The sequence below is a fragment of the Streptomyces sp. NPDC059917 genome (assembly GCF_042730635.1).
GTDB lineage: Bacteria > Actinomycetota > Actinomycetes > Streptomycetales > Streptomycetaceae > Streptomyces.
The window spans coordinates 17,640-27,659 of sequence record NZ_JBHWLC010000096.1 but is presented as its reverse complement, the minus strand read 5'-3'; the positions used below and the strand labels follow the sequence as shown (position 1 = coordinate 27,659).

At 72.1% G+C, this 10,020-nt stretch carries 11 protein-coding genes; all 11 read right to left on the bottom strand.

Going from position 1 to position 10,020, the window contains the following annotated elements:
* Positions 1 to 125: 125 nt before the first annotated feature.
* Complete coding sequence (gene nusB / locus ACFWAR_RS34615) at positions 126 to 569, bottom strand: transcription antitermination factor NusB (RefSeq protein WP_385786126.1); 444 nt, start codon at positions 567 to 569, stop codon at positions 126 to 128.
* Positions 570 to 571: 2 nt separating this feature from the next.
* Positions 572 to 1,138 (bottom strand): elongation factor P, encoded by a 567-nt coding sequence (gene efp, locus ACFWAR_RS34610; RefSeq protein ID WP_385786124.1) that lies wholly within the window; start codon positions 1,136 to 1,138, stop codon positions 572 to 574.
* A 51-nt stretch (positions 1,139 to 1,189) separates the two neighbouring features.
* Positions 1,190 to 2,302: an aminopeptidase P family protein gene (locus ACFWAR_RS34605; RefSeq protein ID WP_385786121.1), complete on the bottom strand. Its 1,113-nt coding sequence runs from the start codon at positions 2,300 to 2,302 to the stop codon at positions 1,190 to 1,192.
* A gap of 82 nt (positions 2,303 to 2,384) precedes the next feature.
* Complete coding sequence (locus tag ACFWAR_RS34600; RefSeq protein ID WP_385786119.1) at positions 2,385 to 3,329, bottom strand: AAA family ATPase; 945 nt, start codon at positions 3,327 to 3,329, stop codon at positions 2,385 to 2,387.
* Positions 3,330 to 3,379: 50 nt separating this feature from the next.
* Positions 3,380 to 3,823, bottom strand: a complete 444-nt coding sequence (gene aroQ / locus ACFWAR_RS34595) for a type II 3-dehydroquinate dehydratase (RefSeq protein WP_385786116.1) — start codon at positions 3,821 to 3,823, stop codon at positions 3,380 to 3,382.
* On the bottom strand, positions 3,820 to 4,911 hold the full coding sequence (gene aroB, locus ACFWAR_RS34590; protein WP_385786113.1) for a 3-dehydroquinate synthase: 1,092 nt from the start codon (positions 4,909 to 4,911) through the stop codon (positions 3,820 to 3,822). The genes aroQ and aroB overlap by 4 nt, the downstream gene beginning before the upstream one ends.
* The gene (locus ACFWAR_RS34585) at positions 4,908 to 5,426 is read right to left on the bottom strand and encodes a shikimate kinase (RefSeq protein ID WP_385786109.1); all 519 of its coding nucleotides are present in this window, start codon (positions 5,424 to 5,426) and stop codon (positions 4,908 to 4,910) included. Before ACFWAR_RS34585 ends, aroB begins: the two co-directional genes overlap by 4 nt.
* Positions 5,423 to 6,607 (bottom strand): chorismate synthase, encoded by a 1,185-nt coding sequence (gene aroC / locus ACFWAR_RS34580; RefSeq protein ID WP_385786106.1) that lies wholly within the window; start codon positions 6,605 to 6,607, stop codon positions 5,423 to 5,425. Before aroC ends, ACFWAR_RS34585 begins: the two co-directional genes overlap by 4 nt.
* Before the next feature lie 191 nt (positions 6,608 to 6,798).
* Positions 6,799 to 7,623, bottom strand: coding sequence for a shikimate dehydrogenase (locus ACFWAR_RS34575; RefSeq protein ID WP_385786103.1), 825 nt, complete (start codon positions 7,621 to 7,623; stop codon positions 6,799 to 6,801).
* A gap of 7 nt (positions 7,624 to 7,630) precedes the next feature.
* The gene (gene mltG, locus ACFWAR_RS34570) at positions 7,631 to 9,316 is read right to left on the bottom strand and encodes an endolytic transglycosylase MltG (RefSeq protein WP_385786100.1); all 1,686 of its coding nucleotides are present in this window, start codon (positions 9,314 to 9,316) and stop codon (positions 7,631 to 7,633) included.
* Between the two features lie 231 nt (positions 9,317 to 9,547).
* Positions 9,548 to 10,018: a Holliday junction resolvase RuvX gene (gene ruvX, locus ACFWAR_RS34565; RefSeq protein WP_354381477.1), complete on the bottom strand. Its 471-nt coding sequence runs from the start codon at positions 10,016 to 10,018 to the stop codon at positions 9,548 to 9,550.
* Positions 10,019 to 10,020: the final 2 nt, after the last annotated feature.

Genomic DNA, 10,020 nt, shown 5'->3' with positions numbered 1-10,020 from the left:
GCCATGTGCTTCCCGGCCCCCGCCGGTTCTTTCGTTTCCCGCCCCCGCGGCGGGGGGGCGGACACGCGCAGGGCCCGCAGCGCGCGGTGCGCTGCGGGCCCTGCGTGTACCGAACCGCCGGGACGCTAGGCGCTCTCGTCCCGCCGCAGCTTCGGCTTGAGGTCCTTGAACCGGGCCAGCAGCCCGTTCACGAAGTTCGGCGACTCGTCGGTCGAGAACTCCTTGGCGAGCTGGACCGCCTCGTCGATCGCCACGGCGTCCGGGGTCTCGTCGACCCAGATCAGCTCGTAGGCACCCAGCCGCACGATGTTCCGGTCCGCGACCGGCATGCGGTCGAGGTCCCAGTCCACGGCGTAGGTGACGATCAGGTCGTCGATGCGGTCCACCTTGTCGGCGTACCCCTCGACGAGGTTCATCGTGAACTCGCTGACCGCCGGCTGACGGCCGTCGGTGTCGTTCCGTGAGTGACGGACCCAGTCCGCGAGGACCTCGCGCACGGGAACACCGCGCTGGTCCGCCTCGAAGAGGATCTGGAAAGCACGCTTGCGGGCGTTGCTCCGGGCTCCCACGGTTAGCTGTTCACCCGGCCGAGGTAGTCGCTGGTACGGGTGTCGACCTTGACCTTCTCGCCGGTGGTGACGAAGAGCGGGACCTGGATCTCGTGACCGGTCTGCAGGGTCGCGGGCTTGGTGCCACCGGTGGAACGGTCGCCCTGGACGCCCGGGTCCGTGTGCTCGATCACGAGCTCGACGGCGGCCGGCAGCTCGACGTAGAGCACCTCGCCCTCGTGCTGCGCGACGGAGGCGGTGAAGCCCTCGATCAGGAAGTTGGCGGCGCTGCCGACGGCCTTGCGGTCGACCATCAGCTGGTCGAAGGTGTCCATGTCCATGAAGACGAAGTAGTCGCCGTCCATGTACGAGAACTGCATGTCACGGCGGTCGATGGTGGCCGTCTCGACCTTGGTGCCGGCGTTGAACGTCTTGTCGACGACCTTGCCGGACATCACGCTCTTGAGCTTGGTGCGCACGAAGGCCGGGCCCTTGCCGGGCTTGACGTGCTGGAACTCGACGACGGACCAGAGCTGGCCCCCGTCGAGCTTCAGCACCATGCCGTTCTTGAGGTCGTTCGTGGAAGCCACGGTTGCGAAATCTCCTGGACTGGTGGACCACGGGTGGCGCGCACAGCAAAGCTAGAGCGCGAGCAGCTCCTTGGTCGTGATGGTGAGTAGCTCGGGTCCGCCGTCCGCCTCAGGGCGTACGACGAGCGTGTCATCGATCCGGACGCCGCCCCGGCCCGGGAGGTGAACCCCCGGTTCGACGGTGACCGGCACGCAAGCGTCCAGTTTACCCATTGCTGTAGGTGCAAGCTGCGGGTCCTCGTCGATTTCGAGGCCGACGCCGTGTCCGGTCGACGGAGCGAGGGCTTCCCCGTGCCCCGCGGAGTCCAGTACGGAGCGCGCCGCGTGGTCCACGTCGCGGTACGCGGCCCCCGGCGCCAGCGCCTCGCGGCCGGCCCGCTGAGCGGCGAAGACGAGGTCGTAGAGCTCGATCTGCCAGTCCGCGGGGGTGGTGCCGATCACGAAGGTACGGCCGATCTCACACCGGTAGCCGCGGTAGTTCGCGCCCAGGCAGACGGAGAGGAAGTCCCCTTCCTCCACCCGCCGGTCCGAGGGCCGGTGCCGGGAGCGCCCGGAGTGCGGGCCGGTGCCGACGGAGGTGGGGAAGGCCGGGCCGTCCGCGCCGTGGTCCACCAGGCGCCGCTCCAGCTCCAGGGCGAGGTGGCGTTCGGTACGGCCGACCAGGATGGACTCCAGGAGTTCGCCGAGGGCCTGGTCGGCGATCTCGGCGGCGATCCGCAGACAGGCGATCTCCTCCTCGTCCTTGATCAGCCGCTGCTGTTCGACGGCGGGCCCGAGGTCGGCCAGCCGCAGCCCGGGCGCGACCGAGCGCAGCGCCCGGTGCCGGGCGACGGTGAGGTGGTGCTCCTCGACGGCGAGGGAGTCCGCCCGGACGTCCTTGCCGCAGGCGAGGTCGGCCGCGGCGACGGCGGGATCGCCGCCGGGACCGGACAGGACGGAGAGCCGCAGGTGTTCGTCGAGCCGCCCCTCGTCCGCCTCGCCGGTGGGCGAGGCGGCGCAGAAGAGGACGTCGTCGGCGGGACCGATCAGCAGGACCGCCCCTTCGGGGAAGGCCCCGGCGAGATAGCGGACGTTCGCCGGACGCGTGATCAGTGCGGCGGAGTTGCCCGCTGCGGCACAGCGGTCGCGAAGCAGGGCCCGACGGGCCGCGTACACGTCTGACATGTCTTCGAGCGTACGAGCGCCCCGCGCATCCGGCTCGACGAGCGCGGCCGGACGAGGTGTACGGCCGCCCGGGCGGCGCCGGTCACCAGCTGCCGGGGGTCGCGATGGCGCGGGCCAGGACCTCGTCGAGGGCGCGGGCGGTGCCCTCCACGTCCAGGTGGGAGTTGTCGATGATGGGCAGGCCGGAGCCGTACCAGCCGGCCATCCGGCCGTGGATCCGGGCGACTTCCTCGTCGGAGAGGCGGCGGTTGCCGGAGCGGGCGGCGTTGCGCTCCAGGACGATCTCCAGGCCGGGCAGCAGGACCACCGGGAGCAGCCCGGGCCCCACGTGCCGCTTCCAGCCGCCCAGGCCCACCACGGGCCGGTCGGGGAAGACCGCGTCGTCGAGGATGCAGGAGATCCCGTTGGCCAGGAAGTTGCGGGCGGCGAAGCCGCAGGTGCGGCGGGCGAGCCGGTACTGGGCCTCGGAGTGGTCGTTCCAACCGGCCTGCGGGTCGGCGAAGCCCGAGCAGACCCACTCGCGGACGTCGTCGAGGCTGATGTGCGCGGTCGGCACCTGCCGGGAGCCCGCCCAGTGCCGGGCCACGGTCGTCTTACCGGCCCCGGCGGGGCCGATGAGCAGGACGGCGAGGGTGGCCACGCCCGTGCCCGGTACGGGCGGCGCGGCGGCCGGCAGCGGGATGTGCCCGGTGGCCTCGGGTACGGGCGCCACCGTGGTGCCCGGCACGTAGCCGGGTTGGCGCGGCGCCCCGTGCGGCGCGGGCACGGGAGCGGGATGCGGCGGAGCGGGCGGGGCCGCGGGGTGCACCGGACCCGCGTGGTGCGGCGGAGCGGGCGGAGCCGGGGGGTGCGGCGGACCGGCCGGGTGCGGCGGGCCCGCGTGGTGGCGCGGCGGCCCACCGGCGTGCGACGGGTGCGGCGGGCCGGCGGGCGGCGGGCCCCAGCCGGTCACGGGGGCTATCGGCGGCTGCGCGGGGGCGGCCGGATGCTGTCCCGGCTCGCCCCATCCCCCCACTCCGTGCTGCATCCGCTGCCACTCCGTCTCGTTCAGGCGAGGACTGATGCGAGAACGTTATCTCAGGCCGAGGGCAGTTCTTCCGCCAGCGCGTGCAGCGCGAGCCGGTAGGAGCCCAGTCCGAAGCCCGCAACGGTCCCGGTCGCCACCGAGGCGATGACCGAAGTGTGCCGGAATTCCTCGCGGGCGTACGGGTTCGAGATGTGCACCTCGATCAGCGGCGCGGTGCGCTGCGCCGCCGCGTCCCGCATCGCGTACGAGTAGTGCGTGAAGGCGCCGGGGTTGATGACCACCGGGATCTTCCCGTCGGCGGCCTCGTGCAGCCAGCGCACCAGCTGGCCCTCGTCGTTGGTCTCGCGGACCTCGACGTCGAAGCCGAGGTCCCGGCCGAGGCTCTGGCAGCTCTCGACCAGCCCCGCGTACGAGGTGGCCCCGTACACGTCGGGCTCGCGGGAGCCGAGGCGGCCCAGGTTCGGGCCGTTCAGCACGAGCACCTTGCGGCTCACGCGGACACCTCGCCGTAGGCCGCGATCAGCACGGCCGGGTCGGGGCCCTCCAGGACGGTCGGCTTGGCCAGCCCGTCCAGGACGATGAAGCGCAGCAGGTCGCCGCGGGACTTCTTGTCGACCTTCATGGTCTCCAGCAGCTTGGGCCACTGGTCGCCGCGGTAGGTCAGCGGCAGACCCACCGAGGCGAGCACGCTCTTGTGCCGCTCGGCGGTCGCGTCGTCGAGCCGACCGGCGAGCCGGCCCAGTTCGGCGGCGAAGACCATGCCGATCGACACGGCGGCGCCGTGGCGCCACTTGTAGCGCTCGTTCTTCTCGATCGCGTGGGCGAGGGTGTGGCCGTAGTTGAGGATCTCCCGCAGGCCCGATTCCTTGAGGTCGCTGGAGACCACGTCGGCCTTGACCTGGATGGAGCGCACGATCAGCTCGGCGGTGTGCGGGCCCTCGGGGGTCCGGGCCGCCTGCGGGTCCTGCTCGATCAGGTCGAGGATCACCGGGTCGGAGATGAATCCGGCCTTGATGATCTCGGCGAGGCCGCTGACGTAGTCGTTGACCGGCAGCGAGTCGAGGGCCGCCAGGTCGCAGAGCACACCGGCGGGCGGGTGGAAGGCGCCGACGAGGTTCTTGCCCTCGGCGGTGTTGATGCCCGTCTTGCCGCCCACGGCCGCGTCGACCATCGCCAGGACCGTCGTCGGCACCGCGATCCAGCGCACCCCGCGCAGCCAGGAGGCCGCGACGAAGCCCGCGAGGTCGGTGGTGGCGCCGCCGCCGACGCCGACGATCACGTCGGTGCGGGTGAAGCCCGACTGCCCCAGGGCCTTCCAGCAGTACGCCGCGACCTCGACGGTCTTGGCCTCCTCGGCGTTCGGCACCTGGATGGCGACCGCCTCGTAGCCCTGGGCCGCGAGGTCGTCGCGCAGCGCCTCACCCGTGGAGGCCAGCGCCTCGGGGTGGATCACCGCGACGCGCTGCGCCTTCGTGCCGATCAGGGTGCCGAGCTCGCCGAGCAGCTGCCGTCCGACCAGCACGTCGTAGGCGTCGTGCCCGGAGCTCGCGCCGACCTGGATGCGCGTCACCTGGTCTGTCATACGTCCTTCAACTCCAGAGCGTCGAGGACCGCCTGGGCGACCTCTGCGGGGGTGCGTTCGTCGGTGGCCACCACGACGCGCGCGACTTCGGTGTACAGGTGGCGGCGCGCGTCCATCAGCTCGCGCCACTGGCGGCGCGGGTTGACCGCGAGCAGCGGGCGGGCCGCGCCGAGGCCGACCCGGCGGACCGCCTCGTCGATGTCCATCGACAGGTAGACCACGGGCAGCCCGGCGAGCAGGGCCCGGGTGCCGTCGTCGAGGATCGCGCCGCCGCCGAGGGCGAGGATCCCGGTGTGTTCCGCGAGGGCGTCGGCCACGGCCGCGCGCTCCAGGCCGCGGAAGTACGGTTCGCCCTCGTCGACGAACAGCTCCGCGATCTCCCGGCCCTGCGCGGCGACGATGTCGGCGTCCGTGTCCCGGTAGGGCACGCCGAGCCGTTCGGCGAGCAGCGCCCCCACCGTGGACTTGCCGGACCCCATCGGTCCGACCAGGACGACCAGGGGACCGCCGGTCACCGGATCTGCAGGTTGTCGAGGTACGCCCGGACGTTGCGCCGGGTCTCGGCCACCGAGTCGCCGCCGAACTTCTCCACGACGGCGTCGGCCAGCACGAGGGCGACCATCGCCTCGGCGACGATGCCCGCCGCGGGCACGGCACACACGTCGGAGCGCTGGTGGTGGGCGACCGTCGCCTCGCCGGTGGCCACGTCGACGGTCGCGAGGGCGCGGGGCACGGTCGCGATCGGCTTCATGGCGGCCCGTACGCGCAGCAGCTCGCCGGTGGTCAGTCCGCCCTCGGTGCCGCCGGAGCGGCCGGAGGTGCGGCGCAGGCCCTCGTCGGTGGAGACGATCTCGTCGTGGGCCTGGGAGCCCGGGACGCGGGCCAGGTCGAAGCCGTCGCCGACCTCGACGCCCTTGATCGCCTGGATGCCCATGAGCGCGGCGGCGAGCCGCGCGTCGAGGCGGCGGTCCCAGTGCACGTGCGAACCGAGGCCGACGGGGACGCCGTAGGCGAGCACCTCGACGACGCCGCCGAGGGTGTCGCCGTCCTTGTGGGCCTGGTCGATCTCCGCGACCATCGCCTTCGACGCGTCGGCGTCGAGGCAGCGCACCGGGTCGGCGTCGAGCTTCTCGACGTCCGCGGGGGTCGGGTAGACGCCGTACGGGGCCTTGGCGGAGGCCAGTTCGACCACGTGGGAGACGATCTCGATGCCCGCGGTCTCCTTGATGAAGGACCGGGCGATGGCACCGAGGGCGACGCGGGCGGCCGTCTCGCGGGCGCTGGCGCGCTCCAGGATCGGGCGGGCCTCGTCGAAGCCGTACTTCTGCATGCCGGCGAGGTCGGCGTGGCCCGGGCGGGGGCGGGTCAGCGGGGCGTTGCGCCCGGAGCCCTCCAGCTCGGCCGGGTCGACCGGGTCGGCCGACATGACCTTCTCCCACTTGGGCCACTCGGAGTTGCCGACCATGACGGCGACCGGGGAACCGAGGGAGAGACCGTGGCGGACGCCGCCGAGGAAGGTCACCACGTCCTGCTCGAACTTCATCCGGGCACCGCGGCCGTATCCGAGCCGGCGGCGCGCCAGGTGGTCGGCCACCAGTTCGGTGGTGACCGGAACGCCGGCGGGAAGCCCCTCCAGCGTCGCTACCAGCGCCGGTCCGTGCGACTCCCCGGCGGTCAGCCAACGCAACCTGCTCAACGATGCTCCTCATGCTCGCGCCTGGCACAACCAAGGCGCGACCGGGTGCGCCGTCCGGGCCCGCCACCCCCGATCCTCCCACGTCCGCGCCGATGTACCGGCCCCCGGTCCAGCTATCGGACGCCACTGTGGCAGGTCGGGGCGGGTACGGACGGGTACAGGCGGTTACGGGCCCACCGCCCCGGATGGATCTACCGTGCGGCCAGGGCCCGTTCCCCGGCGGCCCGCATCGCGGCGAGCGGCGCGGGCGAGCGGCCGGTCATCTGCTCGACCTGGAGGACGGCCTGGTGGACCAGCAGGTCGAGACCGCCGACCAGCTGCCCGCCGCGCCCCGACCAGGCCGCCGCGAGCGCGGTCGGCCAGGGGTCGTAGAGCACGTCGAAGAGGGTGCCCGGCCGCTCGGGGACCGCCGCGGCGAGCGCGTCCGTGGCCCCGGCCGGGGTGGTCGCGATCACCAGCGGCGCCTCCAGCGCCCCGGCGGCTTGCGACCAGTCGGCCGTGCGCACGGACACGCCGAGCCGCTCGCCCCACCGGCGCATCTCCGCGGCCCGCTCGGCGGAGCGGACGTACGCCGTGACCTCGCCGGAGCAGATCCGGGAGAGGGCGGCCAGCGCGGAGGAGGCCGTGGCCCCCGCACCGAGGACGGCGGCGGTCGGGACCCGCTCCACGCCCCGCTCGCGCAGCGCGGCGAGGATGCCGGGGATGTCGGTGTTGTCGCCGATCCTGCGGCCGTCCTCGGTGAAGACGACCGTGTTCACCGCCTCCACGGAGGCGGCGGTCTCGCTGACCTCGTCGAGCAGCGGCATGACCGCCCGCTTGAGCGGCATGGTCAGCGACAGCCCGGCCCACTCGGAGCCGAGCCCCGCGAGGAATCCGGGGAGCGCGGCCTCGTCGATCTCGAAACGGTCGTACGACCGGTCGACGAGGCCCAGCTCCTGGTAAGCGGCGCGGTGCAGCACCGGTGAGAGGGAGTGCTCGATGGGCGAACCCAGCACCGCGGCCCTTATCCGTGACATGTTCCCGCTACCCACCGCTCTGTTGTTGCTTCTTCTGTGCCTGTCGTGCGTTGAACTCCTCGACGAGCTTGTTGTGCTCGGCGAGGGTCTTGCTGAAGGTGGTCTTGTTCCCGTCGACGGAGACGAAGAACATCCAGCCGTCCTTGTCCGGGCTCAGGACCGCGTTGAGCGCGTCGATGCCGGGGTTGCTGATGGCTCCGGGGGGCAGGCCCTTGACCTTGTAGGTGTTGTACGGGTCCTCGATGGAGCGCGTCTCCTCGCGGGAGACGTTGATGTTGCTCGTGCCCTTGATGTAGTTGATCGTCGAGTCGAACTCGAGGCGCTGCATGGTGACGTTGTTCGTCGGCTTGAGGCGGTTGTAGATGACGGCCGCCATCTTGCGGTAGTCCTCGTGCTTGTTGCCCTCGGCCTGCACCAGGCTCGCGACCGTGACCACTTCCAGCGGGGACTTGAGGCCCAGGTCCTTCGCCTTGCCCTCGATGCCGAGCGCCGCGTACTTCTCCGTGGCGTTCTTGACCATCTTCTTGAGCAGGTCCTGCGGGGTGATGCCGGTCGTGAGGTCGTAGCGCGCCGGGTAGAGGAACCCTTCCAGCGGATCCTTGATGTTCTGGCCGTCCTCGGCCCAGGCGGGCAGGCCGAGGGTCTTGACCTCGCGCTTGGCCAGCTCCGCGGTGGTGCCCTCCTGGAGCTTGAGCTTCTTGTCGATCGCACCGTAGACCTGCACGTTGCGCAGGCCTTCGGCGACGATGATCACGTTCAGCTTCGAGGGGTCGGACATGACCTCGACGACGGACTTCGCCGACATCTGCTTGCGCAGCGGGTAGAGACCCGGCTGGATCCCGCTGCCCTTGGGGTGTTCCTGGGCCGCGTTCACGAAGGCTTCGGCGCTGGCGACGACGCCGGCCTTCTCCAGGATGGCGCCCATCTGGCCCAGGGTCGCGCCCTTGGGGATCTCGACGTCGACCGAGGTGGTGCCCTCGCCCGTGTAGTCGTCGGCCATGCCGAGTTTCGCCTTGACGTACGAGAACCCGTAGTAGCCGACGCCGCCGACCGCGCCCACGATGACCAGGGCGGCGATCAGGCAGGCCGAGCCGGTGCGCTTGGTGCCCTTGGTCTTGCCGCCCTTGCCCTTGCCGCGGCCGCCACGGCGTCCGCCGGACGGGGGCTCGTCGGCGTCGCCGCCGCCACCGGCCGCGAGGAGGGACTCCTCCTCCGGTTCGGCGACCTCGTCCTGCCACTCGGTGGAGGGCTCCGGGACGAGGTGGCGGCGGCCGGGGGGCTGCGGCGGCGGGTAGGCCGTGTCCGTGGCGTAGCCGTCCGGGGTCTCCCCCGGGTAGGCCACGGCCTGCTGGGCGTAGGGGTCCACGCCGTAGGGGACGGCCTGCTGGCCCTGGCCGGTGTCCCAGACCTGGTCCGGCTGGCCGTCGTACCCGGGCTGGGGCTGGTGCGGTTGCTGGGGCTGCTGCTGAGCGGGGTACTGCTGCTGGTGTTGCGGGTGCAGCTGCTGGGGGTGCTGCGGCTGCTGGGGGTGCTGCGGCTGTTGCGGGTGTTCGGGTGCGTAGCCCTGGTACTCCGCGGGGTACTGCTGCGGGTGCTGGGCGTACTGCTGCTGGGGCTGCTGCTGGTACTGCTGCGGCTGCCCCTGGTACTGCGGCTCCTGCGGATACTGCTGCTGGCCGACGGCGTAGGGCACCTGACCCTGTTGGGCCTGGTGTCCGGCCCACGCCGGGTCCCCGTAGAGGGGATCCTCTGGGTGCCACGGTTCGGGGCCAGAGCCCCGTCCATACTCGGTCATCGGTCCCCTAGAGCCGCGAGACGGAGGCAGCGGCTGCTTGTGGGCCGCGGCACCCGGTTCCGCCTCAGAAGTGGTGGGCGACGGCTGTTCGAATGCCGTCACATCGCGCGGAACGTTACCGTATCGCGATCAGACAACCACTTCGACGCACTCACCAGGCGGATTACCTGATACCCGTTCGGTCTCCAGAGCGTTCTGGAGGATGACCACGGCGGCCGCCTGGTCGATCACCGAGCGCCCCTTCTTGGCGTTGCGCCCCGAGGCCCGCAGGCCCTGGGCCGCGGTGACCGTGGTCATCCGCTCGTCCACCAGCCGCACGGTCACGGGCTTGATGCCCTTGGCCAGCTCGGTGGCGAAGGCACGGCACTTGGCCGCGGCCGGCCCCTCCCGCCCGCTGAGCGAGCGGGGGAGGCCGACCACGACTTCGAGGGGTTCGTACTCCGCGACCAGCTGCCGCAGCCGCTTGTGGGCGGCCGGGATGTCACGTCCCGGCACGGTTTCGACCGGTGTGGCCAGCACCCCGTCGGGGTCGCACGAGGCGACCCCGATCCGGGCGTCACCGACATCGATCGCGAGGCGTCGGCCGCGGCGCAGCGTCATCG

What these genes read in the sequence shown, in the direction of transcription:
- ACFWAR_RS34605 (WP_385786121.1), bottom strand. Translation starts at nt 2,302, where the DNA reads ATGTCAGACGTGTACGCGGCCCGTCGGGCCCTGCTTCGCGACCGCTGT.
- ACFWAR_RS34600 (WP_385786119.1), bottom strand. Translation starts at nt 3,329, where the DNA reads ATGCAGCACGGAGTGGGGGGATGGGGCGAGCCGGGACAGCATCCGGCC.
- aroB (WP_385786113.1), bottom strand. Translation starts at nt 4,911, where the DNA reads ATGACAGACCAGGTGACGCGCATCCAGGTCGGCGCGAGCTCCGGGCAC.
- ACFWAR_RS34575 (WP_385786103.1), bottom strand. Translation starts at nt 7,623, where the DNA reads ATGTCACGGATAAGGGCCGCGGTGCTGGGTTCGCCCATCGAGCACTCC.
- ruvX (WP_354381477.1), bottom strand. Translation starts at nt 10,018, where the DNA reads ATGACGCTGCGCCGCGGCCGACGCCTCGCGATCGATGTCGGTGACGCC.